This is a genomic window from Gordonia sp. PvP123 (assembly GCF_040547295.1).
GTDB classification, from domain to species: domain Bacteria; phylum Actinomycetota; class Actinomycetes; order Mycobacteriales; family Mycobacteriaceae; genus Gordonia; species Gordonia terrae.
The window spans coordinates 562,731-586,333 of the sequence record NZ_JBEPPN010000001.1; the positions used below are offsets into that span (position 1 = coordinate 562,731).

General features: G+C 69.3%; 12 protein-coding genes and 1 tRNA gene. 5 read left to right on the forward strand and 8 right to left on the reverse strand.

From position 1 onward, the window contains the following. Window positions 1-19: 19 nt before the first annotated feature. Window positions 20-2,074 carry a neutral/alkaline ceramidase gene (locus tag ABIC25_RS02590; RefSeq protein WP_354559788.1) on the forward strand — a complete coding sequence of 685 codons (2,055 nt, stop codon included), beginning with the start codon at window positions 20-22 and terminating at the stop codon, window positions 2,072-2,074. Window positions 2,075-2,077: 3 nt separating this feature from the next. On the opposite strand, the gene ABIC25_RS02595 is transcribed toward ABIC25_RS02590, so the two are convergent. The 3 genes from ABIC25_RS02595 to ABIC25_RS02605 all read right to left on the reverse strand — a co-directional run bounded on the left by ABIC25_RS02595 (window position 2,078) and on the right by ABIC25_RS02605 (window position 4,013). After that, a complete protein-coding gene (locus tag ABIC25_RS02595; RefSeq protein WP_004019563.1) occupies window positions 2,078-3,268 on the reverse strand; it encodes a L,D-transpeptidase in 1,191 nt (396 codons plus the stop codon). Between the two features lie 319 nt (window positions 3,269-3,587). Continuing rightward, window positions 3,588-3,660 (reverse strand) — tRNA-Lys (locus tag ABIC25_RS02600). Between the two features lie 128 nt (window positions 3,661-3,788). Next, window positions 3,789-4,013, reverse strand: coding sequence for a DUF3618 domain-containing protein (locus ABIC25_RS02605; RefSeq protein ID WP_004019562.1), 225 nt, complete (start codon window positions 4,011-4,013; stop codon window positions 3,789-3,791). A gap of 152 nt (window positions 4,014-4,165) precedes the next feature. On the opposite strand from ABIC25_RS02605, the gene bcp reads away from it, so the two are divergent. Continuing rightward, a complete protein-coding gene (bcp, locus tag ABIC25_RS02610) occupies window positions 4,166-4,642 on the forward strand; it encodes a thioredoxin-dependent thiol peroxidase (protein WP_004019561.1) in 477 nt (158 codons plus the stop codon). A gap of 8 nt (window positions 4,643-4,650) precedes the next feature. Then, entirely contained in the window at window positions 4,651-5,277 is a 627-nt protein-coding gene (locus tag ABIC25_RS02615) for a TetR/AcrR family transcriptional regulator (protein WP_033203516.1), read from the forward strand. Between the two features lie 12 nt (window positions 5,278-5,289). Here ABIC25_RS02615 and acpS read toward each other — a convergent pair whose 3' ends face one another. Together acpS and ABIC25_RS02625 are read right to left on the reverse strand one after the other, a co-directional pair. Further along, complete coding sequence (gene acpS, locus ABIC25_RS02620; RefSeq protein ID WP_033203568.1) at window positions 5,290-5,682, reverse strand: holo-ACP synthase AcpS; 393 nt, start codon at window positions 5,680-5,682, stop codon at window positions 5,290-5,292. 38 nt (window positions 5,683-5,720) lie between these two features. Then, window positions 5,721-14,972 carry a fatty acid synthase subunit beta domain-containing protein gene (locus ABIC25_RS02625; RefSeq protein WP_354559790.1) on the reverse strand — a complete coding sequence of 3,084 codons (9,252 nt, stop codon included), beginning with the start codon at window positions 14,970-14,972 and terminating at the stop codon, window positions 5,721-5,723. Window positions 14,973-15,548: 576 nt separating this feature from the next. On the opposite strand from ABIC25_RS02625, the gene ABIC25_RS02630 reads away from it, so the two are divergent. Together ABIC25_RS02630 and ABIC25_RS02635 are read left to right on the forward strand one after the other, a co-directional pair. Beyond that, a complete protein-coding gene (locus ABIC25_RS02630; RefSeq protein WP_064571485.1) occupies window positions 15,549-15,974 on the forward strand; it encodes an HIT family protein in 426 nt (141 codons plus the stop codon). Next, window positions 15,971-16,780 (forward strand): SIR2 family NAD-dependent protein deacylase, encoded by an 810-nt coding sequence (locus ABIC25_RS02635; RefSeq protein ID WP_354559792.1) that lies wholly within the window; start codon window positions 15,971-15,973, stop codon window positions 16,778-16,780. Before ABIC25_RS02630 ends, ABIC25_RS02635 begins: the two co-directional genes overlap by 4 nt. A gap of 24 nt (window positions 16,781-16,804) precedes the next feature. Here the strand turns inward: ABIC25_RS02635 and ABIC25_RS02640 are convergent, their stop codons facing one another. The 3 genes from ABIC25_RS02640 to ABIC25_RS02650 all read right to left on the reverse strand — a co-directional run bounded on the left by ABIC25_RS02640 (window position 16,805) and on the right by ABIC25_RS02650 (window position 23,413). Next, on the reverse strand, window positions 16,805-20,989 hold the full coding sequence (locus ABIC25_RS02640) for a PDDEXK-like endonuclease domain-containing protein (RefSeq protein WP_354559794.1): 4,185 nt from the start codon (window positions 20,987-20,989) through the stop codon (window positions 16,805-16,807). 104 nt (window positions 20,990-21,093) lie between these two features. After that, a complete protein-coding gene (locus ABIC25_RS02645) occupies window positions 21,094-21,426 on the reverse strand; it encodes a rhodanese-like domain-containing protein (protein ID WP_033203518.1) in 333 nt (110 codons plus the stop codon). A 214-nt stretch (window positions 21,427-21,640) separates the two neighbouring features. After that, window positions 21,641-23,413: a DEAD/DEAH box helicase gene (locus tag ABIC25_RS02650; protein WP_239402700.1), complete on the reverse strand. Its 1,773-nt coding sequence runs from the start codon at window positions 23,411-23,413 to the stop codon at window positions 21,641-21,643. Window positions 23,414-23,603: the final 190 nt, after the last annotated feature.

Genomic DNA, 23,603 nt, shown 5'->3' on the forward strand with positions numbered 1-23,603 from the left:
ACGCCCGGAAGGACGCCACGTGGACCTCACACGCAGACAGTGGCTGGCCGGTGCCGGCACGACCGCCGCCGGTGCGGCGCTCGGCAGCACCCTCGCCGCGGGCCGGACCACCGCATCGCCTGCCGAATCGACGAACCTTCTCGTCGGCTGCGGGATCGCGGACGTCACCGGCGCGGTCGCCGGGCAGGGCATGATGGGGTACTCCAATCCCGAGCAGATCGCGGCCGGACTTCTCCAGCGCTGCTGGGCGCGGGCCTACATCGTGGTCGACCGCGCCACCGGCAAGCGCATCGTCTTCCTCACCGCCGACCTCGCCTGTCTGTTCCAGTCACATCACATGGGGCTGATGACCAAGTTGCGCAAGCGGTTCGGGTCGCTCTACACCGAATCGAACGTGAACCTGAACGCGCAGCACACGCACGCGTCGTGTGGTGGCACATCGTGGGACTACGCGTACTCCCTCGCCGCGTTCGGGTTCAAGAAGAACTCCTATGACGCCGAGGTCGACGGCATGTTCGCGGCCATCGTCCGCGCACACGAGAACCTCGCGCCCGGAACCCTGACGATCGGCCGCGAGGAACTGCACGACGCCAGCCGCAACCGATCCCGGGTCGCCTTCGACGCGAACCCGTCGTCGGACAGGCGCCACTTCCCCAACGCGATCGACCCGCAGGTCACGGTCCTCCGACTGCGTCAGCACGACCGTTCCGGGGGCCGGGACATCGGCGCGATCACGTGGTTCCCGACCCATGGCACGTCCCTCACCGACCGCAACGTCCTGATCGCCGGCGACAACAAGGGGTACGCGAGCCACCTGTGGGAACGTGCGCAACCAGGATTCGTCGCCGCGTTCCCGCAGACGAACTCCGGTGACATGACACCGAACCTCGCGCTGGCGCAGTTCGATCCGAGCGGACCGACCTCGGACAACCGCCGGAACTGCGAACTCATCGGTGAGCGTCAGTACATCGCGGGCCGGCGCGCTTTCGAGGCCGCCCGCCCGATGACGCAGGGCGGCGTCGACTCGATCGTGCGGTACGTCGACATGTCGTCGGTCTCGATCTCGGGTACCTACACACCCGACGGGCGTCCGGCCTCGACCACTCCCGCGATGATGGGTGCGGGCGCGGTGGCGACCAGCAGCGAGGACAACTACGAGCAGCCGCTCCCCTTTCTCGTCGAGGGCATGACCAACCCCCTTGTCACCGCCCTCGGTGGTGACCGCGTCCCGCCGATCGCCCCCTGGATGCGAGACATGCAGGCGCCCAAGTTGATCGCGTTCCCGCTCGGTCTGCTCCCGCCGTCGGGCTGGATTCCGTCGGTGGTGCCGCTGCAGCTGATGCGGATCGGCGAGATCGTGCTCGTCGGCGTGCCGGCCGAGGTGACCGTCGTCGCCGGTCTGCGGCTTCGACAGGTCGTCGCCGACGAACTGCGCACCGACCTCGACAACGTTCTCGTGCAGGGGTTCGCGAACGCCTACACCCAGTACGTCACGACGCCCGAGGAATACGACCTGCAGCACTATGAGGGCGGTGAGACCCAGTACGGCCGGTACACCCTGTCCGCCTATCTCCAGGAATTCGCCGCGCTCGCAGCGGCCATGGGGTCGGGGCGCGGGCTCGGCCGCGGTCCGGCGCCGGTCGACAAGTCGGGCCTACAGCCCGATCTGGTGCCACCGGTGCCCGCCGACCGTCCCATCGAAGGACGTCGCTTCGGCGACGTCCTGCGCCAGCCCGACGCCACCTATGACCCCGGTTCGACGGTGACCGTGCAGTTCGTCGGAGCCCACCCCAACAACGATTTCCGGCACGGCCGGACCTACCTCGAGGTGCACCGGCGTACCGGGGGCGAGTGGACGACGGTCGCCGACGACAATGACTGGTCCACGGAGTTCCGGTGGGCGCGACCAGCCGGCAGTCCGGACACGTCGCGCATCACCATCACCTGGCGATCACCCGCGAATGCGTCCGGGGTGTACCGCATCCGCTACTTCGGGGACCGACGCGACGCGAGCGGGTCGACGAGACCCGTCACCGGCACGAGCCGGACGTTCCGCGTCGCCACCGCACGCTGAGCGTCAGGTGTTGTCGGCGTTGCCCTTACGCCAGACGGACCACGGGATGTTCCAGTCACCGAGTCCGTCGGTGCCCGACAGGGTTCCGCCCGTCGTGTTCTTCACGACGACCGGGTCGCCGCGGAGGGTGTTCTCCATGACCCACAGCGCGTTCTCCGGGCTCAGGTTCAGGCAGCCGTGACTCGTGTTGGTGTTGCCCTGCGCCCACACCGACCACGGTGCGGAGTGGAAGAAGATACCGCTGTAGGACATCCGCGTCGCGTAGTCGACCGGCGTGCGGTAGCCGTTCGACGAGTTGACCGGCACACCGTAGGTCGAGGAGTCCATGATGATGTGGTCGTGCTTGTCCGAGACCAGGTAGATGCCGTTGTCGGTTTCGTCGCCGGCCTTGCCCATCGACGTCGGCATGGTCCGGATGACCTTGCCGTCGCGTTCGAAGACGACCTGCTTGGTGTTGTCGTCGGCCGTGATGACCATCGAGCGTCCCACGGTGAAGTTGGTGCGCACGTTCTCCTGGCCGAACAGCCCGTCACCGAGGTCGATGCCGTAGGTGTTGACCGCGACGCGCACCTTGGTGCCCGGCTTCCAGTACTCCGCCGGCCGCCACCGGACCTCGCTCGGGCTGATCCAGTAGAAGGCACCCTCGACCGGCGGGTCGGTGGTGATCCGGATGGCGCGCTGCGCCGCACGACGATCCGCGATCGGCTCGTCGAACTTCACTGCGACCGGCTGCCCGATGCCGACGGTCTCGCCGGGACTCGGTGTCAGGTACGCCTGCGTCAGGTTGTTGGGGCTGCTGGTCGTGAAGGTGACCTTCTTGGTGACCGCGCCACCGATGCCGACGGCGTCGGTCTCCAGTGTGTAGGTGCGGTTGTAGCCGAGGGCCTCGTCGCTGACCCAGACGGTGTCGTTGTCGGCGAGGGTGCCCTTGACGGGAGTGCCGTCGGACTTCTTGATCAGCACCCGGCTGATCGTGCCCTCACTGGTCTTCACCTTGATGGGTGCGCCGGGCTGCACGCCGACCGCGTTGTCGTTCAGGGGACGTTCGGCCCACTCGGTGATCTCGAGACCGGGCTTGAGCAGGTCGTCGAAAAGACTGGAACTGCTGACGTTGTCGGAGTACGACGCTTCCTGCGTGCACGACGTCACCAGCGCGACGATTGCCAACATCACACCGCTGATGATCAGCGGCATCCGCCGAGTACGACCGATCCCCATCTCACTCCCGCCTGTCGGCGTCCCGACCCCGAACCGGTCGGTCACGCTGCCCCGCAACCTGTGAAAACCTGACATCTCGACCCCGAACCGCCGAACCGGACATTCCGAACCCGATGTCGCGGACCAGTGTACGAGAAATCGGACCGAACACTTCGCCGGTCATCCGTTCGAGTGGCGTGTTGCGCACCCGAAACGCCGAACGTTCACCTGTTGTTCATCGACCGCCGCCGGCGACCGAAACCCGCTGAGATGCCACAAGACGCCCCGCTCGATGCGAGGCGTCTTGTGGACTCTGTGCGCCATCAGGGACTCGAACCCCGAACCCGCTGATTAAGAGTCAGCTGCTCTGCCAATTGAGCTAATGGCGCTTGGCGTTGCGAGAAGGAACCTTACAGGACCCTCGCGGCAGAAGTGAAATCGCCTGGTCGGCGCGGTTTCTGCCGCACGACGGGCCCGCAGGGGGCGAACTCGCCCCGCCCCCGGCGGAGTCAGCAGATCACTTCGACGCGACCTTGCGCACGACGATGAGCAGCACCAGCGCACCGACGCCGGCGATCGCGTACTTGACCGCGGGTGTCTGCAGGGTCGCGAGGGCCTTGGACTTGGCGTCGTCGGCGAGCCGCTGCGGGCTGGTGCGTTCGGCCAGCGCGTCGAGCGTGCTGGCGAGGTCCTCACGGGCCTTGGCGATGTCCTGCTCGATACGTTCGGTATCTCCGGCCACGTTGCATCCTTCCGGCGCTTCTCGTTTGTCTCTCCGCTTCCCCGACCGGCCGAACGACCTCTCGGGGCCGGGGATGAACCGCCAGATGGCAGCGTCTCGATGCTACGACATCCCGGCATCCGGGCATGTGGCCATGCATTAGCCTGGCTCTCATGGCAGAGACCACCACCCGACTGTCCGTGGGCGACAAGGCCCCGCCGTTCACGCTGCCCGACGCCGACGGCGACCCGGTCTCGCTGTCGGACTACGCTGGACGCAAAGTCGTCGTCTACTTCTATCCCGCGGCATCCACCCCGGGTTGCACCAAGCAGGCCTGCGACTTCCGCGACAATCTGGGCGAGCTGAACGAGGCGGGTATCGCCGTGCTCGGCATCTCCCCCGACAAGCCGGCCAAGCTCGCGAAGTTCGTCGAGGCCGAGGGGCTCACGTTCCCGTTGCTCAGCGACCCGGAGAAGAAGGTGCTCACCGAGTGGGGCGCGTTCGGCGAGAAGAAGATGTACGGGAAGACCGTCACCGGCGTCATCCGGTCGACGTTCCTGGTCGATGCCGACGGCACGATCGAACTGGCCCAGTACAACGTCCGCGCCACCGGGCACGTCGCCAAACTGCGCCGCGACCTGTCTGTCTGAGCCACCCGATGCCCGAGTCCGCCGAACCGCTGGTGCCGCGCAAGCGGCCCACGCAGGAGCGCAGCAAGCGCAAGTTCCAGGCGATGCTCGAATCGGCCCGGGAGCTCTTGATCGACGTCGGGTTCGAGTCGCTGACGTGTGAGGAGATCGCGACCCGAGCCGAGGTCCCCATCGGGACGCTCTACCAGTACTTCGCGAACAAGTACGTCATCGTGTGCGAGTTGGACCGCCAGGACACCGTCGACGTCCGCGAAGAGCTCACCGCGTTCTCGTCCGAGGTGCCGTCCCTCGAGTGGCCGAGTCTGCTTGAGAAGTTCCTCGACCACCTCGCGGCGCTGTGGCGCACCGACCCGTCGCGGCGAGCGGTGTGGCTCGCCGTTCAATCCACCCCGGCGACCCGTGCGACCGCGTCACTGAACGAACGCGTCCTCGCCGAACAGGTCGCACGGATCATCGCGCCGCTCACGCCGTCTCAACGCGAGCGACGCGAGATGATGTCCCAGGTTCTCGTCCACACGGCCTACTCGCTGCTGAGCTTCTCCGTACAGGACGGCCACGACCACGACGAGACCGTCGCCGAACTGAAGCGGATGCTCGCGGGCTACCTGCTCCTGGAGGAGTCGACGACGGTCTGAGCGTGGGCGGGGCTACCTGCCCTCGAGGATCGCCACGGCGGCGGCGGTGTCGCCGTCGTGGGTCAGCGACACGTGAACGTTCGTGTCGCGCAAGTGTTCACCGATCTCGCCGGACAGCCGGATGGCCGGGCGGCCCCAGGTGTCGGTCACGACCTCGATGTCGCTGTGCCGGATGAGCGGCAGCAGCGGCGAACGCGAGAAGCGGCTCACCGACCACGCCTTCACGACGGCCTCCTTGGCCGCCCAGCGGGCGGCCAGATGCCGGGCGTCGTCACCGGTCCCGGCGGCCGAGTCCCGACGCTCGCCGACCGTGAACCGGTCGGCGAACGTCGTACCCGGCTGCCGGAGTTGCTCGCCGAACTCCGGGATCGACACGATGTCGATCCCCACCCCGAGGACGCTCATCCCCGCGGGTTCGCCTGCACCGTCGGACTCACCGGGTGTCACCGGCTTCCCGCCACCGGCTCACCGGCGACGTAGACGTCGGCGCCATCCAGACGGGTCTGCGGATCGAGCAGCATGCCCGCCTCGGCGTCGTGCTCGTCGACCGACTCGTCGAAGCGACGGTTCGGCGGACGCTGGTAGGCGGGCTCGCCACCGCAGATCGACTGCAGGAAGCGCTGGCTGCCCTGACGCGTGCGCTCGTCGGCGCGCTGACGGTAGGCGTCGCGCTCATCCGGGTTCAGCGCGGCGATGAACGCCTCCGGGTGCACCACCGCGATGAGCCCGGACACGTGGCCGAAGCCGAGACTGGTCAGCAGGCCGGCCTTGAGCGGGAACCGCTCGCCCAGCTGCAGCGTCTCGCGCGGCCACACCAGGTGCGGGTATTCCGCCATCTTGTCGTCGACGCAGTCGAGGCTGCGGTTCGGCGGGATGACGCCGTCGCGCAGGATCTGGCACAGGCCGATGAGCTGGAAGGCTGCCGCGCCACCCTTGGCGTGACCGGTCAGCGACTTCTGCGACACCACGAACAGCGGTGCGCCCTTGCCGCGGCCGATCGCCGCCGCGAGCCGCTCGTGCAGCTCCGACTCGTTCGGATCGTTGGCCTTGGTGGAGGTGTCGTGCTTCGACACGACCGCCACGTCGTCGGCACTGACACCGAGCGAGCCGAGCGCACGGGCCAGCGGCGAGGACAGCGACCCGCGAGCCGCGCCCAGGGCACCGAGACCCGGAGCCGGGATCGAGGTGTGCACGCCGTCGCCGAAGCTCTGTGCCCATGCGACCACACCGAGCACCGGCAGCCCCATCTCGGCCGCGACGTCGCCGCGGGCGAGCAGGATCGTGCCGCCGCCGGCCGATTCGACGAACCCGCCGCGTCGACGGTCGTTGGCCCGCGAGAACCGGCGGTCGTCGATGCCGCGCGCGGTCATCTTCGCCGAGTCCGCGGTCGCCGACATCGAACCGAAGCCGACGATGCCCTCGATGCCCAGGTCGTCGAAGCCGCCCGCGACCGCGAACAGCGCCTTGCCGAGCCGGATCTTGTCGACGCCCTCCTCGACCGACACCGCGGCCGTTGCGCACGCCGCCACCGGGTGGATCATCGCGCCGTAGCTACCGACATACGACTGGACCACGTGTGCCGCAACGATGTTCGGCAGCGCCTCCTGCAGGATGTCGTTCGCGTTGGCCTCCCCCAGCAGGGTGTTGACGTACAGGTCGCGCATCGAGGTCATGCCGCCCATGCCGGTGCCCTGGGTGTTGGCCACCAGACCGGGGTGCACCCAGCGCATCAGCTCGCTCGGGGTGAAGCCCGACGACAGGAACGCGTCGACCGTGGCCACCAGGTTCCACAGTGCGACCCGGTCGATCGACTCCACCATGTCGGGGCTGACGCCCCAGCGGGTCGGGTCGAAGCCGGTCGGGATCTGACCGCCCACGGTCCGGGTCAGCGCGAACTGACGCGGGACGCGGATCTCGGTGCCCGCCAGGCGGGTGACCTGCCAGTCGCCGTCGGCGTTCTGCGCGACGCGGGTCTTCTCCGGGTTGGCACTGGCGAACGCCCGCGCCTCGGCCTCGGAGTTGACCGTGAAGGTCAGGTCCTCGTCGACGAAGACCGAGGTGAGCAGCGGCGAGGTGTTGTCGACCATCGCGCCGTCGTCGGCGTAGCGGCGGATGCCGCAGCGCGCGACGACCTCGTCGTGGTACCGATCGGCGATCTCGCTCTCCGGCACCGGGTCTCCGGACTCGGTGTCGTACCAGCCCGGCTTCGGCGCCGAATCCCAGTGCACCAGTCCGGTGTTCCAGGCGAGCTCGAGAACACCGGCGGCCGAGAGTTTCTCGTCGACCTCCATCTCGAAACGAGTGCGGGCCGAACCGAACGGGCCGAGCTCGCCGGCGCCCACGATGACCACGAGGTCCTCGGGTCGGGCGTCGATCGCGGGCCACTCGGGACGCATCGCCTTCGGCGCGCGCGCCGGTGCGGGCAATGCCGCGACGGTTGTCGCCGGCTCTTCGTCGGTGTCCGTGGACTCCTCGGCGGCCGCCGCCGCGGTGGCCGCGAGCGCCTTCAGGTCGGTCGAGCTGTCCAGGCCGCCGGTGAAGTCGGCGCGCACCGGTGCGCTCGCCGCGCTCGAACGCTGCTCGGGCGTGCACAGGGTCAGCAGGTTCGCCGCCATCTCCGCCGTGCTCCAGGTGCGCACACCCGCCGCCTCGACCGCGTCGACCATTCCGTCGTTGTGACCCATCAGTCCGGTGCCGCGCACCCAGCCGATCAGGGCATGGGCGAGCGTCGTCTTGGAACCCCAGGACTCCTCGGCCGACCAGCGCTGCACGAGCGCATCGAGCGAGGCCTTGCTCTCGCCGTAGGCGCCGTCGCCACCGAACATGCCGCGGTTCGGCGAACCGGGGAGCACGATGTGCACGCGGGAAGCGATGTCGTGGTCGGAGTGGACGTCGGCGAGCCCGCCGATGAGCCGCTCCACCGACCAGAGGAGCACCTTCATCTCCAGCTCGGCACGACCACCGGCGTCGGTGAGGTCACCGGCGACCCGCGGTGCGGCGAACGGGAAGAGCAGCGTCGGCTTCATCGCCGGCTTCACCACTGCCGTCGTGCCACCGAGGTTCTCGGTCTGCTCGGCCGCGATCCAGTCGACGAGGTCGTCGACGTCGGCATAGGAGGCCATGTTCGCCGGGGCGATCCACAGCGCGGCACCGGCCCGGGCGTTCTCGCGGTACAGCTTCTTGTAGAACGCGAGACGGTCGGAGTTCAGTCGCGACGTCGTCGCGATGACGGTCGCACCACCGGCGAGCAACCCGGCGACCACGCCGGCGGCGATGGAGCCCTTGCTCGCGCCGGTGACGACGGCGATCTCACCGCTGTAGCCACCCTTCTCCGGGTTCTCCGCAGCATGCGCGATCGCGCCGAAGACGCGGCCGTGCACGGCGTTTCCGTTCGCGAGGGCCTTGCCCTGCCACCAGGTGGCGTGGTCGGCGACGGTGTCCCCGGCTCCGGCGAATCCGCCGACGATCGTGTCGAAGTCGGCGTCGAGATCGTGCTCGTCGGTCAGCCACAACCGGACGAGATCCTCACGGGCGGTTGCCCACCGGTCGTCGATGAGGACGACCTTGGCCGCGTCGAAGGACGGCGCGACGGTCCGGGCCCAGTCCGAACCGAGTTCGGCGCTGACGAGCTCGGCGAGCTCGGCGTTCGGGTCCGCAGCCGCCTCGGCGAGATCGGCGACCTCGGCGAGTCCGAGCTTGTCCAGCAGGGTGTACGCAGCCGACGCCAGCGCGCCGGAGCGACCGGTGATCTGTTCGGTGAACTCACCCAGCGCCGCGGCGTCGACCGTTGCGCCACCGCCGGATTCGGCCGCCGGCTTGCCGACCGGGATGCCCTTGACCGCACCCACCGCGGACACGGCCTTGTCGATGAGCGCATCGAGGGAGTCGGTGTTCGTCAGCGGCCCGTCGAGCAGGTTGCCCAGGGCCTCACCGCGGACGGACGCACCGTCCCGGGTGCCCAGCGCCAGCGCGACGGTGGTGTGCAGACCCCACCCCTCGCCCAGCTGCCAGACACTCGACACGCGGTCGGTGATGTAGTTCTGGCGCTTGCCCAGCGGACCGAGCACCTTGCGCACCTGATCGCTCACCGCGTCGGTGAGCACCGCGCCCAGCGGGCGGTATCCGCGGGCGAGGGTCTCGACCGTGGACGACAGCGCGGTCATGTCGGCTTCGGCGGCACCGTCGATGGCACCGAGGCCGAGTTCGCCGCCGATGTCGAGCAGCAGCTGGTTGCGCCGCGACGACACGCCGTCGCACAGCGCCTCGATCGTGTCCGCGGAACCGATCTGATCGACGCGCATCTTGGTCCACAGTGCGATGACGGACTTCACCGCGTCCGAGGGGGTGAAGGCGATGTCATCGGGCCGCGGACCACCCGCGGGAGCCGCAGGAGCGGCCGGGGCGGGCGTGGCCGCGGGCGCCGGGGCGGCGTCGGCCGCCGACGTCTCGGCCGCCGCGGGAACGTCGGGTTCGTCCTCGTCGGGCTCGTGACCGGCATCCTTGGCCAGGATCGTGTCGGTGTCCCGCTCGACGTTGAGGACCTCGGTGGTGGCCGCGGCGTAGTCGTCGAGCTTGAGCGTGTTGGTGGCCAGACCCGACAGCGTCGGGGCGCCCTTCAGACCGATCTCGACGAAGCGCTGTACCGCCAGCCCGTTCCGCTCGGGTCCGCTGAACAGCAGTTCCTGGGTCTCGATCCACCGCACCGGGCTGGCGAACTGCCAGGCGAGCAGCTCGATCAGGACCACGCGGGCGAGTTCGTTCGGCGTCGCCTCCCAGGCATCCCAGTCGGCGAGGACCTCGTTCAGCGGATCCGACGGCACCAGTGCCGCGATCTCCTCGACGAAGTCGCGCCCGAGATTGAACAGACGGGGCACCAGGTTCGGGATGTAACGACCGATGAGGATATCGATGTCGATGTCGGCCGGCAGCAGTTCGGCGAGCTTGCCGCGGAACTCCGGCACGCCGGCGCGCAGCACGCTGGAGTGGAACGGGACGTCGATGCCCGGGATCAGGATGAAGGCCCGCTTCCCGCCGAATTCGGCGCGGCGCCGGTCGATCTCGGCTTCGAGGAGTTCGAGGCCACGAACCGTGCCGGCGATCGCGTACTGCGAGCCGAGCAGGTTGAGGTTGACGACCTCGAGGAACTCGCCGGCCTCGGCACCGACGCCGGACACGAACGCGGTGACCTCGGCATCGGCCAGACCGAACTGGCTCGGCCGGATGGCCGCCATCCGATAGTCGCTGCGTCCCTGCTCATCCCGCGGGACGAGGTGGTGCATGGCCTCGCCGCGCTGGAACACGACCTCCAGGACGGCTTCGAGCGGCAGCACTCCGGCGCACGCGGCCAGCGCGTTGTACTCGCCCACGGAGTGACCACAGGTGATGGCGCCCTCGACGAACCCGCCGGATTCCTTGAGTTCGGCGATCTGGGCGACACCGAGCGTCGCCATGGCCACCTGGGTGAACTGCGTCAGGTACAGCACGCCGTCGGGGTGGTTGTAGGTGGTCCCGTTGGCGACGAGCGTCGTCGGATTGTCTCGGACGACAGCCAGGATCGAGAAGCCGAGTGCCGCACGGGTGTGCTTGTCGGCGCGGTCCCAGATCTTCCGGGCGGCCTTCGACCGGGACCGGGCGTCGAGTCCCATGCCCTTGCTCTGGATGCCCTGGCCGGGGAATGCGTAGACGGTGCGCGGCGCGGCGAGCAGGCCGGTCGCGCTCATCACCAGGTTGTCGCCGACCTTGGCGCTCACCTCGACGACCTCGCGGCCGTTGTCGAGGCCCACCCGGTCGACACGCACGGTGATGCGGTCGCCGAGCCGGACCATGCCGAGATAGCGTGCGGTCCAGCCGATCAACGGACGGGGCGACGGCGTCGGGTTCTTCGCGTCGGTCGCGGTGACGACCTGCTGGGCGGCCGCGGACAACCACATCCCGTGCACGATCGGGTCACCGAGACCGGCGAGCTTGGCCGCGGACGCGTCGGTGTGGATGGGGTTGCGGTCACCGGACACGACGGCGAAGCCGTTCATCCGGTTCGGCGCCGTGATGGTGGCCGTCCGGATCAGCTTCCGGGTGGCCGACTGCTCGGCGGCAGGCGCACCTCCGGCCCGGGCCGGGTCGGTGAGCTCAGCGGCGCCCAGGCGTCCACGGATCGCGAAACGCTCGTCGAGCGTCGCGATCGGGCCGTCCGGCCCGGCGACTTCCACCGACACCTCGACAACTCGGCCCACGTCGGCGTCACGGACCGCGCCGGCACGCGCGGTGACGGTGAGTTCGGCAGCCGCGGAGGGGATCTCGCCGGTCAGCGCGATCGCATGATCGAGGTGGACCAGATCGAGCAGTCCCTCGACCACCGGGTCACCGGAATCGGTGCGGGCGGCGCCGATGACGCTGAAGACGCTCGGCCAGCAGGCGCCGACCAGGGTGTCGGGGACGGCGAACCCGAACGGGTCGGTCGGGGTGGTCGGACGCAGGTGTGGCGGCAGGGAGAAACCGGTCACCGCCGCGTGGTCGGCGACCGAGTCCGGCTGCCAGGACACAGTCGTGACCGACACACCGTCGTTCACCTCGGCGAGGCTGCCGCCGGCGGCCACGGTGAGGATCTCGCGCATCGCGTTCGACGCGTCGTCGAGGCCGACCAGCGGCGAACCGCCGTCGCGCAGGCTCTCGCCGGCCAGCAGCGGGATGCGCACGGACGCACCCGAGATCGGGACGACGAGGTCGAAACGGGTGACGGCATCGGCGGCGACCTGTTCCAGGACCGCTCCGCTCACGGCGTGCTCGGCCCGCTCGGGTCCGACCACGGTCCAGGCGTCACGATCACCGAGCAATGCGATCGGACTCGCCACGATCCGGCCCGCCCAGCTGACGTCGTCGGACTCCAGCACCGAGGTCAGCACGCCGGCCTCGTCGGCCAGCCCGGCGCGGTGCCGGGAGGCGACGGCGGCCGGACGCTCCCCTGCGGCCTGTAGGTCGGCGGCGACGCGCGCCTCGAATCGGTCGAGCAACTCACCGACGGGCTCGTCGACGCGGGTGATGCCCGCGACGGCAACCGGCCCCGGGATCACGCACACGGCGTCGGCGCCGTAGCGGGGATCGTGGGCCTGCCACAGGGAGTCACTGCGCCACCACCGGCGCACGTCCTTGTCGATGACCGGCACGAAGTTGACGGGCTTGCCGGGAGTGCGGCAGAGCTCGAGGAAGAAGGCGACGTCCGCGGGATGCAGGATGTCGGTGTCGATCTCGGGGTACACGCTGCCGAGCGCGTCGATCGCGGCATGCGGATCGGCGGCGGCGGTGGCCTCGGCGAACATCGTCGGGATGGGCCCGGAGTCCTGGGGGTGCATGCGCGCCTCGGTGCGCTGCAACATCTCCACGAAGCGCTGCTGCCAGGTGATGTCGGCCCACGGGACCTGTTCACCACGGGCGTCGCCGACGGCCAGGGCGGCATATCGGTCGAGCCATTCGCGGTAGGTCATGGTGGCGACGTCGCCGAAGTACGGCTTCGCGGTGTCGGCCATCGCGGCGATGATCTCGTCGCGGCGGGCGGCGACGGCCTCGGCGTCACCGGCGACCTCGTCGAGCAGTCGACCGCACCGTGAGGCGGTGTTGTCGACCTCGTGGATGTCGGCGCCGAGCTGGGACCGGCCGGAGGCCATTCCGGCGGTGGCGTGACCGGCTCCGATCCACTCGTCGATACCGGCGGTGTCGACGAGGAGCTGCTTGACCTCAGGGGTGGTCGTCGCTTCCTTCGCCGCCATGGCCGCGGTGCCGATGAGGATGCCGTCCAGTGGCATGGCCGGGTAGCCGTGGGCGGCCGACCAGGTGCCGGTGAGGTACTCGCTGGCGCGTTCGGGGGTGCCGATGCCGCCGCCGACGCAGATCACGACATTGGGGCGGGCACGAAGCTCGCCGTAGGTGGCGACCAGCAGGTCGTCGAGGTCCTCCCACGAGTGGTGACCGCCGGCGCGACCGCCCTCGATCTGGACGATGATGGGGTGGTGCGGCACTTCGGCCGCGATGCGCACCACGGACCGGATCTGCTCGACCGTGCCGGGCTTGAAGGCCACGAATCGGAGTCCGGCTTCGACGAACTCGTCGACGAGTGCAACGGCGTCCTCGAGCTCGGGGATCCCCGCGGAGACGATCACGCCGTCGAGCGGGGCGCCCTGCGCACGCGCCTTCTGCACGATGCGCTTGCCGCCGAGCTGCAGCTTCCACAGGTAGGGGTCGAGGAACAGCGCGTTGAACTGTGCCTCGCGGCCGGGCTCGAGCAGGTCGGTGAGCGTGGCGATGTTGCGCGCGAAGATCTCTTCGGTGACCTGGCCACCGCCGGCCAGTTCCGCCCAGTGCCCGGCGTTGGCCGCAGCGGCGACGATCGCGGGATCGACGGTGGTCGGTGTCATGCCGGCGAGCAGCATCGGCGACCGTCCCGTGAGCCGGGTGAAGGAGGTCTCGACGACGGTGCGCCCGTCGGGCAGTTCGACGAGGGTCGGCGCGAACTGGGACCACGGCGTGGCGACCTCGGGCACGCCACCCGGGCTGAACAGATTGCGCTGTCCGACGCGCAGAGCGGCCGGAACCAGTCCGACGCCCTGTCCGCGGACGAGTGAGGCGGTGAGGCGGGTGGCGATGTCTCCGGGTCCGAAGTCCAGGACCCACTTGGCGCCACCGGTGACGATCGCGTCGACCGACGCGACCCAGTCGACGTGCCCGACGAGGATGTCGTGGGCGTGGCGGGTGGCGAGGTCACGGTCGATGCCGCACCGATCGGCCCACTGGCCGACCAGTTCGACGGCCTCGGCCATCGCCGGGTGATGGAAGGCGACCGACACCTGCAGGTGGTCGAACTTCGGCGCGAAGGGTGCCCCACCGGTGACCTTGCGCTTACGCTCATCGGCCTCGGTCGCGGCGATCCGCTCGCAGAGGGCGGCGAAGGCGGCGAGGTGCCGCGGCGCACCGGACAGCACCACCGCGGTACGGCTGTTCCTGATGGCGACGACCGGCGCCGTCGTCAGATCGCTCTCGGGCAGGCCGTCGCGGTAGTGCGCCAGGATCTCGTCGACGCGAGCCGGGCTGATGTTGGTCAGGGCGAGCATCGGCGTGCCGTCGGTGGTGACGCCCAGCCCGCGGCGGCGCGCGGTCAGCGAACCGGCTGCACCGATGAGGTGCGCAACCGCCAGCAACAGACCCTGGCCGGATTCCGCGACCCGACCGTCGGCACCGACCGCATCGGTGGCCAGCGACCCCTGGGAATGCCCGACCACCGCGTTCGGCGGCAGCGCGGCAGTGTCCAGACCCTGTTTGCGGAGGGCTTCCACAGCGGCGAGCTGGGTGAGCAGGACGCCCGGGCCGGAGAGGGTGAAGTCGGCGAGAGTGGCCTCGGCGGGGACGTCGTCTCCCGCGTCGTGGGCGTGGACCCAGGTGAGGGGGTGGAACCCGGACACACGTGCCACGACGAGTTCGTCGGCGACCGGCTCGACGAGCCGTTCGGCGGAATCGACGATCGTGGCGACCCGGTGTTCGAGGTCGGCGTCGACGACCAGCTCGGTCAGCGTGGGCAGCCATGCGCCGCCCTGCCCGCCGAAGCTGATCGCGTAGGGCTCGCCCTGCGTGAGTCGCTCGATGAGCGTGGCGGTGGGGCGTTCTGCGTTGGCGGCGCCCTGCGAGCCGGAGCGGAACTGGTCGACGGTCACGGATACTCCTCTGTGGTGGTCGGTCTCAGAGTGTGGATTTGCGGAGTGCGTAGGTGCGGTGCGGTAGATGTCTGTGGGTGTTGTGCGGGCGGCGGGTGCGCGGCCGCTGTGGCCGCGAGAAACGCTGTCAGCAGCGGCGTATGGCGTGCGCTGCCGTGAACGGTCTCGTCGACGTCGCGCGCACAACCGGCCGCCGAGGCGACACTGCCGGGTCGAGCTAGCTGGTACTACAAAGGAACACGCCTGCTGCACAACAACATTGACGAGCACCGACTCTTGGGGAGCCGGTGTCGGCGTGAACGTGACTCCTATGATGACACACGAAAGTGAGGGAACCCTCATGTTTGTCGGTGACCTACGGGTATACCGACGAGTAACCCCGCGGGTAACTTGGGCCACCGTGCCAACCGCCATGGGAAGGGTCGGAAAACCGCCAGGCCAGGCAACATACCCAGGGGTACGCCAACGGCCGAGCATCCGCTCGGTCAACCGTTATCAAAACGTGATGTGATGTGGAGCACGGCCGCGCGTCACGAGCCGGAGTGCCGCCGACCCCGGTGCCCTAGAGTCGCGCATATGAGCAGTTGCATCTTCTGCGGCATCGTCGACGGCACATCCCCCGGGCGCATCGTGTACTCCGACGACGACGTGCTCGGTTTCCTCGACATCCGCCCCGTCACCCGCGGGCACACCCTCCTCGTGCCGCGCGTCCATTCGTCCGGGCTCGACGACCTGGACCCGGCGATCGGCGCCTCGCTCTTCCGCGCCGGCCAGCGACTGGCCACCGCGATGAAGACCGGACCGATGTCGGCCGACGGCGTGAACCTTGCACTGAACGACGGCCGCGCGGCCTTCCAGACCGTCTTCCACACCCATCTGCACGTCGTGCCGCGGCACGACGGCGACAAGCTCAGCTTCGCCAAGGGCTTCCTGGTCCGCCGCGATCCCGACCCCGACGAGACCGCCGCCCTGGTACGCGCCTGCATCGGGTCCGCCGGATGACCCTCGCCGGGACACCGGACCCGGACTCCGGCGAACCGATTCCGGACGCGGTCGCCGACCTCGTGCGTCGCGCGGAGTGGATCACGGTGTTCAGCGGCGCAGGCATGTCGGCCGAGAGCGGGATCGCGACCTTCCGGGACGCCCAGACCGGGTTGTGGGAGAAGTTCGACCCCGCCGAACTCGCCACCCCCGAGGCGTGGGCGCGCGACCCGGCCCTGGTCTGGGGGTGGTACCGGTGGCGCGCTCGCGAAGTGCTTGCCGCGCAGCCGAATGCCGGCCACCTCGCACTCGCCGAGCTCGCCGCCTCGCGCACCGTCATGGTCGTGACGCAGAATGTCGACGATCTTCACGAGCGGGCGGGCAGCGACGTCGTCAGCCATCTGCACGGCAGCCTGTTCGCCCCCCGGTGTTCGGTCTGCGGCACCCCGTACGACGGCCCCGGCGCATATCCCGACCCCGCTGACCGCCCCGATGCGACGCCGGCGGACGACCCACGCGTCGACCCGCCCACCTGCCCGCGCTGCGGTGGTGTCGTGCGGCCCGGCATCGTCTGGTTCGGCGAAGCGCTGCCCGAATCGGATTGGCAGCGTGCAGATCAGGCGTTTCGCGCGGCGGGGGTGGTGCTCGTCGTGGGTACCAGCGGGATCGTCTACCCGGCAGCCGCGTTGCCGGAGCGAGCGGTGCGCGCGGGCATCCCGGTCATCGAGTTCAACCCGGCACCGTCGGCGCTGTCCGACGTCGTGACCCACAGCCTGCGGATGCCCGCCGCGGTCGGCCTGCCCGCGCTGCTCAGATCAGTGCGCTGACCGGCGGACCGGGCGCGGCCGGCGTCACTCCCCCGCGGTGAGATCGATCGGTTGCCACCTCACCGCGTCGCCGGCGGTGTCCGCGGTCGGAACAGCGACGAGGGAGCCCGGCTTGCATCCACGTTCGTCGAGCGCGGTCGCGACGTACTCCAGGACGCGATCGGGATCGAGTTCGAACTCCGACTCGCGCACCCGCACGAATTGCCAACCGCAACGACGCAACTCACGCTCACGCTCGAGATCCGAGCGCGCCTGCTGTCCGGTTCCGGCGAACTCGTCGGCGTCGCACTCGACGGCCATCCGGGCATCGGCACCCAGCACGACCAGGTCGACGACGCGGTTGTTGACCGTGACCTTCGGGGTGACGTGGTAGCCGAGGGCGACGAGGCGGTTGAACACCCGCTGTTCGAGCAGGTTGTCGAACGGAGGCACGCGACGGTCATCCGGGACGTCGATGGGCATGACCCCGATCGACGGCCCCTCGTTCGCCGTGACATAGGACAGCAATGAATGGCGAAGGTCGTTGGGGCGCAACTCGTCGAGGCCGATCGAATGGAACAGCCACAGCTGGTCCATGGCACGAGTCGCCGCCACGTTGAATCGGCGTTGCGACTCCGCCCGGGTCAGCGCCGAGATCGCACCGGCATCCGAGACGACCATCGACAGGAAGATCACGCGTCGCTCGTCGCCCTGGAAATCGGGCGGGGACCCGACCCGGATCCGGCGGGAACGCCAGGTGTCGGGATCGAACTCGGTGTGCAGCGCCTTCTCGATCGCCTCGACCTGCTTGACGCCCTGCAATGCGATCACGCCGAAGTCCAGTCCGTCATAGGCCGGATCCGCCAGGCAGCCCCGCAGTGCGTCGACGATCGCGCCCACCTCGGCGTCGTTGACGACACCGTTGCCGGTTCCCGTCGCCGTCCCGTCGACCGCGACCGCCCGCAACGGTTCGAGCCGGTCGGAACCGTACTGGCGCACGGGGATCAGTGGTGCGGACCCGTAGAACTGGCGAGACGAGAACTCGATGATCTCGGGCATCGACCGGAAGTGTTCGCGAAGGCCGACGACGTTGCCGAACCGACTGCGCAGCAACGAGAACAGACTCGACCGCGGCGTCAGCCCGTCGCGGAGATACGTCGGCAGATCCGGCAGCGCGGCGTCGAGTTCGGCGAACGCCGAGTCGAGTGTCGTGCCGTTCAGACCGGCGGGCGCACATTGCTTGTCGTCGCCCACCACGATCACCCGGGGAGCCAGCCACAGCAAGAAGGCACTGGTGATGTCGGCCTGCGACGCCTCGTCGACGATGACGACATCGAAGGAGTTGCGGCGCGGCGGCAACGTCTCGGCCACCTGGCTGATCGACATGATCCAGGCGGGGACGGCATTCTGCGCCTCGACCATGGCCTCGCGCGCCGCGCGCCGGAAACGATTGGCGTGCTTGCCCGATCCCTTGCCCAGGTTGATCATGTGGTCGCGGTAGGACTGGACGGCCTGCAGCTCGCCGGATGTGGTGCGTGTCAGCAGCTCCCGGATGGCCTGCGCAGACGCGAGACGAGTGGTCAGGGACGCGATGTCCACGTCGATGGCGTCGAGTGCCGACTGCAACCGGTCCTCGGCGAGCGGATCGCTACGGTCCTGCACCCAGGTGTGGGCGAATCGCCACGCCCATGCCGCGCCCATGTCCCGAGCGCGTTCGGTCCAGACCGGATCCTGCGCACCGGCCCACATGATCTTGGCGAGTTCGGGTGCGCGGCCACGTAATCGGAGTCCGAGGAGCTCGAGGGCGTTCTGCTCGTCGGCGTCGGCCGCGGCCGCGGTGAAGGCACGACGAGCATCGCGGATCGAAGCCGGATCGGCCGTACCCAGCGCCGAGAGCAGCGCGTCACCCTCCGGCGACGGCCCCTTCTCGAGTTCGGTCGTCAGCCCGTACACGCGATCGGCGAGTTCCTGCTCGGCCAGGACCGCGTCGTTGGCAACGGCGACCGACCGGGCCTGATGCGCCACCTCGGCCACCTCGGCGACGGTGCGCGGGCGCGGACCGCCGGGGCTGATCGCCTCGAGTTCGCGCACCAGATGCTCACGCCCGGAGAGCAACCGGGAGATCCATGACAGCTGGGTGTCGAGGCGCACGAGGTGGTCCAGCTGAGCCGACCGTGACCCCGAGGCGTCGACCGGGACGTGCAGGTCCGCGAGGATGCGATGCACCTGGTGCGTCGCGTCGACGACGGTGAGGTGATCGGCGACCCGCCGCAGCGACGCCTCGTCCCGGGGCGGACGACCGTCCACCGTCGCCCGCACCGGCGCGTCCTCCACGGCGCGCTGCTCGGGCGAGCGGCGCAGCCGTCCCCGCCACTGACCGCCGTCCCGCAGGAAGTCGGCGGCGGCATCGAACAGCGCGGCGTCCCCGGGCCGGTTGCCGTCGACGACGACCGCGTGCCCGCCCAGATCGCGGTCCCGGCGAGCAGCTTCGGCGATGACCGGCGACAGCGTCGTCACCCGCGACCAGAGGTGCGCGGCCCGACCGGCGAGCAACCGGTCGGCCATGTCGATCATCGGACGCGGGTAAGAGGACACCTCGCCGGACGCCACGGCCAGGTCATCGCAGATGTCCTTGATCCGGACCAAGCGGCCACTGTCGACCCCGTCGAGCACAGACAGCAGGGTCTCGGCACCGGCCATCGGTCCGCGGGGCCGGGACGCGATCCGCTCGCAGATCGCATCCATCTGCCCCGGGTCGGGCAGGTGGTCATCGAGGTCGACGAAGCGCTGTGCGATGCGCGAGGTGGAGCCCCCGGTGCTCGCGAGCAACTCCGCGAGCCGGACGAACTCGGCCGAGTCCAGCGGCGGCACGGCGCCGTGCACAGGGCCCGGCAGCCAGTCGAACGCGGCGGCGTCGGCCCGTACCCGCCGGACGATCTGCGCCGGGGAGCCGCGGTAGTCCCCCGCGACCCATTCGTGTGTCTCGGTCTCCCCGGCGCGCAGATCCCACAGGTCGCGGAGCGTCTGATCCCGTTGCCGCAGAGCATGTTCCCGCCTAGCAGCCAGATCGGCGATCTCGGCGTCGGCGACCCCAGGAGTGAACGACGCCTTGCGTTCGGCGAGCTCGGTCACCGCGTCCACTATCCCCTCGGCACTGTCCTGGGAGACATCGGCGATCGACACCGTGAGCGCCCGCAGCGCGGGCGGCAGCATGTCGTGCAGGACGTGGAGCGCATGAGCTTTCTCGCTCACCACCAGGACCCGCTGACCTTTTGCCAGCAGTGCCGAGGTGACGTTGGCGATGGTGTGGGTCTTTCCCGTGCCGGGCGGACCCTCGACCACCACACCGGTGTCGGCGCCGAGCCGGGCGAGGACGTCGCGTTGTTCGACGTTGGACGGCAGCGGGAACAGCGCATCGGCGACCAGCCCCGCGGGATCGAGAACGCCGTCACCCCGAAGGGCGGCGAGTCGGTCGGCGGCCTCGATCGGCCGGACGAGCTGTGCCAGTCCGACCGGCACGTCCGAACCCTCGTCCCGCAGGTCGTCGATGATCGCGTCGTAGAACGCGAGCGAGTTCTCCACGCCACGCCGGCGGAGCACGACTGCCGGACGGGTCTCGACCGACAGGGTCACGCGCTCGGTGTCGACGTCGATCGCGTCGCGCCACTCGGCCATCAGCTCGGTGGTCTTCGCCGTCAGCACCGACGCCTGCGCGGCCAGCTTGCCGCGGATCTTGACCGCACCCGCGAGATCGAGACCGTCCAGCGCCGCCAGGAGATGCGTGTCGTGCAGGGCCGGGGACGACCCGGCAGCCAGGGCCAACCGGATCGTGTCGTCGGCGTCGCGTTCGGCGACGAGCGCCTGGGTGAGAAGGTGTTCCCGGACGAGCGGCGCCGCGTCGTCGTTCGCGGCCTGCCGGACCGTGACCAGCGCCGACGCGACGACGAGCTCGAGGTCTTCGGGATTGTCGAGGAGGTCGTCGACCAGCTCGCCGAGGTCGGCGTGGCCCGAGTCGTTTTGTCCGGCGTCCTCCGGTCGCAGCTCCACGACGACCTGCCCCGGGACCGCGTTCGTGCGTGCGGAGATGGAGGTGGAAGGGCCGAGCCAGACGTGACCGGGATGATCGGCGATGTCGAGCACGTCCCCGGAGCGGGACCGGACGAGATCAGCCAGAAACGACATCAGCCGGGTGACCTGATCGCGCAGCACTTCGCGAGTGTCATCCTGCATACCGATGTGTTCCTCTCGTCGCCGGCGACTCTTACGCTACAAGACGCTGGTCAGAGGGACCCGCGCAGTCGCGCGGGACGGCGCCGGATTCTCTCGCGGGTGCTTCAGCCGACGGTGCGCGAACGCAGCGCGCGGTAACCCCCGTCGACGTAACGCACGTTGGTGTAGCCGCAGTCGGCGATCTGTTCGGCGATGCGCGGCGCCTCCGAGCGGACCGACACGACGGCGATCTCGGTGTCGCGATCGCGGATGACCGGGAAGGTGCCCGAGGGAGTGGGCGTGAACCGCCTCGGCACCTCGGTCGGATCGACCACGAGCGCACCGGGCAGGCTGCCCTGATGTCGCACCACCTGCGGACGTGCATCGACGACCACTGCGTGCCCCTCGCGGCTGTGATTCATTGCCTCTGCTGCCGAAATCGAATTCACCACTGACACCGGTGACTCACCAACCCTGTTGCTCGAATTTTGTCCGTGTACATCGTGTTTCGCGGTGACCACCGCATGGTGACCCCGCGGGATGACCCCCGTCGACCAGGTTACGGAACGATCTCGAATTGACAAGTTTTCTCACGCAGCTCTCAGAAGTGCGCCGTTGTACGCAGTTTCTGGTACTGGGAGCCCGCCGGCGGCGGGACAGTCCGGGGTCGGTTCAGGAGTGGCGACCGCGACCGGCCACGCGCGGTGACGGACGCTTACCCCAGCTGTCGCCGCGGCGACCGTCGCGTCCGCCACCATGACCACCCGCTCCGCGCTTGCCGCCGCCACGAGTACGCGGTGACCCCATGTCCTTGCGGATGTCGATCGGGTTCTTGCCGATCTTCGTGTGCCGCAGATTGGACAGGGTCTCGCTGTCGAGGTCGTCGGGCAGTTCCACGAGGCTGAAGTCGTCGCGGATGCTGATGTTGCCGAAGTCGGCTCGGGTCAGGCCGCCTTCGTTGGCGATGGCACCGACGATCGCGCCGGGCGACACCTTGTGCTTCCGGCCGACGGCGATCCGGTACGTCGCGAAGCTCGCGCCCGGGCGACGCGGTGCACGCTCGCGCTCGGGGCGCTTCTCCGACTGCGGCGGATCCGGGGTCATCAGGAATCCGCCGTCCCGCGTCTCGAGTGCCAGCGCGGCGGCGATGTCGGCCATCGCGACGTCATTGTCCCGCGCATAGTTCTCGATCAGCCCGCGGAACAGATCGAGATTGTCCGACGACAGGTTCTGCGTGATGGAGTCGGCGAACTTCGCCACTCGCTGCGCGTTGACATCGTCGACACTGGGCAGACCGATCTCGGTGAGCGTCTGTCGCGTGGCGCGCTCGATGGCGCGCAGCAGGTGGCGCTCGCGCGGCGAGACGAACAGCAGCGCGTTGCCCGAACGACCGGCGCGACCCGTGCGGCCGATGCGGTGCACGTACGACTCGGTGTCGTGCGGGATGTCGTAGTTGACGACGTGCGAGATGCGATCGACGTCGAGTCCGCGCGCGGCGACGTCGGTCGCGACCAGGATGTCGATCGAACCGTTCTTGAGCTGGTTGATGGTCCGTTCACGCTGCGCCTGCGCGAGGTCGCCGTTGATGGCCACCGCGGAGAATCCGCGGGACCGCAACTTCTCGGCCAGCTCCTCGGTCGCCTGCTTGGTACGGACGAACACGATCATCGCGTCGAAGGTCTCGACCTCGAGGAACCGCGTCAGCGCATCCAGCTTGCGCTGGTGGGAGACCTGGAGGTAGCGCTGCGTGATGTTCTGCGCGGTCGCGGTCTTCGCCTTGACCGTGATCTCCTGCGGCGAGTTCAGGTAGCGCTGCGCGAGACGCCGGATGGCGCTGGGCATCGTCGCCGAGAACAAGGCGACCTGCTTGGTGTCCGGGGTCTCGGCCAGGATGCGTTCGACGTCCTCGGCGAAGCCCATCGTCAGCATCTCGTCGGCCTCGTCGAGGACGAGGAACTCCAGCCCCGAGATGTCGAGCGTCTTCTTGTCGAGGTGGTCGATCACACGACCCGGGGTACCGACGATGACCTGCGCGCCACGACGCAGCCCGGCGAGTTGGACGCCATAGGACTGCCCGCCGTAGATCGGCAGGACCTTCACCTCGGGCATATGGGCCGAGTAGCGGCCGAACGCCTCGGAGACCTGCAGGGCGAGCTCACGAGTCGGCGCCAGGATCAGCGCCTGCGGAGTCCGCGCAGACGTGTCGAGCCGGGACAGGATGGGGATGGCGAAGGCTGCGGTCTTACCCGTACCGGTCTGCGCCAGACCCACCACGTCGCGCCCCGACAGGAGCGTCGGGATGGTGGCCGCCTGAATCGGCGAGGGCGTCTCGTAGCCCACGTCGGTGACGGCGGCGCGAACGCGCGGATCGATCTCGAGGTCGTCGAACGTGCCCACGGAGGGGTCGGTCGGGGCGTCGTGCTCGCCGTGATCGGAAGTACTCATGCGGCGGAAGTCTCATTCATCGCCCTCAACTGTAATGGCCCTGCACCAGAATGTCGGCATCGCGGCTTGCCGGGGTCGCATCAGCCCCCTGAGCAGGGCACGGACCACGATCGCCGACCGGTGTGATGCATCCCACGAATACTGGTACTGTCGGTGCCACTCATCCGGCCATCGGTCCCGGTCACACGCA